The sequence below is a fragment of the Deltaproteobacteria bacterium genome, assembly GCA_009930495.1.
In the GTDB taxonomy this organism is placed as follows: Bacteria; Desulfobacterota; Desulfovibrionia; order Desulfovibrionales; family Desulfomicrobiaceae; genus Desulfomicrobium.
Genome location: RZYB01000365.1, coordinates 1 through 1590 on the forward strand (window position 1 = coordinate 1; position 1590 = coordinate 1590).

Genomic DNA, 1590 nt, shown 5'->3' on the forward strand with positions numbered 1-1590 from the left:
CGCGACGACCCCGGTCTGATCCTGCAAATGGGCGAAATCCTGGAAAGCTGCGGAGCCCACGGCAAAGTCGCCCTGACCCACTCCAACTGTCTCCTGGCCACGGCCCAGACCGACAGCCTGACCACCATCAAGAGCTTCTACACCCAGGCCGTGGGCGATACCAAGGAAGACATCCTGAATCCGGTCTGCCACGACCCGGCCCTGATCAGCCACATTCCGGAGCGCTTTCGCTTCCGGGGCTACGGCTGCGGCAGTCCGGTCATGGACGCGGGGCTGCGGCCCGGCGAACACGTGGTCGATCTGGGCTGCGGCAGCGGCGTGGAATGCTTCATCGCCAGCCGCCTGAGCGGACCCGGCGGCCGGGTCACGGGCGTGGACATGCTCGGTCCCATGCTCGACCTGGCCAAACGCGCCCATCCGGAGGTGGCCCGCAATCTGGGCCATGACACGCTGGACTTTCGCCAGGGCTATCTGGAATCCCTGCCCCTGGACGACGCCAGCGCCGACGTCGTCCTGTCCAATTGCGTCATGAATCTTTCGGTCCACAAACGCCGGGCCTACGCGGAAATTCTGCGCGTGCTGCGGCCCGGCGGGCGGCTGGTCATCTCCGACGTGGTCTGCGAGACCGAGCCGGACCCGGCCATCCGCAACGACGAAATCCTCAAGGGCGAGTGCATCGCCGGCGCACTGACCATCCCCCACCTCATGGCCCTGCTGGCCGAGACCGGATTCACGGCCACGCGCCTGATCAAGCGCTTCCCGTACCGCCGGGTGCGCGGGCACGACTTCTTTTCCCTGACCTACGAGGCCTTCAAACCCGCGCGAAGCGATACCGCGCGCGTCATCTACCGGGGTCCGGCGGCCGGGCTGCGCCTTGATGGCGGACAATGGCTGGCCAGAGGCGACGTGACGGAGCTGAATCGACGCGCGGCCGAAGCCCTGGGGGACCAGATTTTCCTGCTCGACGCCGACGGCAACGCCACCAATGTCGAGGCGGTGAATACCTGCGCCTGCTTCACGCCCGCGCATGACGCCAAAACAGACGGCCAAAAGGGCCAGGCCACGCCCAAGCCGGGAGCCGGCGCGACCCGCCTGACCAGCGGGTGCATGGTCTGCGGCGCGCCCCTGGTGTATGCGGCCACGCCCAGTCCGAAATCCTGCGTCTATTGCGGATTGGTCGTGGAGTCGGCGGCAGCCTGCGCCCAGGGCCATTTCGTCTGCGATACCTGCCACGCCCAGGACGCCTTGACCGTGATCCGTCAGATCTGCGCCCAGAGCCGGGAAACGGACCTTGTCGCCCTTTTTGCCCGCATCCGTGCCCATCCATCCGTGCCCATGCACGGCCCGGAATATCACTCCATGATCCCGGCCATCATTTTGACCGCGTACCGCAACAGCGGCGGCCAAATCGGCGCGGACCGCTTCGAGGCCGCCATCACGCGCGGCCAGGGCGTGGCCGGTGGATTCTGCGGCTTCATGGGTGTGTGCGGAGCGGCCGTGGGCGTGGGTATCGCCTTCAGTCTGATTCTGGACGCCACGCCCATCAAGGCGCTTGAGCGCAAGCGGGTCCAGGGCGCGGTGCAGGCCGCC

At 67.2% G+C, this 1590-nt stretch carries 1 protein-coding gene; it reads left to right on the plus strand.

Annotated elements, in window-relative coordinates; genetic code table 11:
• Positions 1 to 1590: methyltransferase domain-containing protein (locus EOL86_14715; GenBank protein ID NCD26824.1), on the plus strand; the 1590-nt coding region annotated here is incomplete at both ends.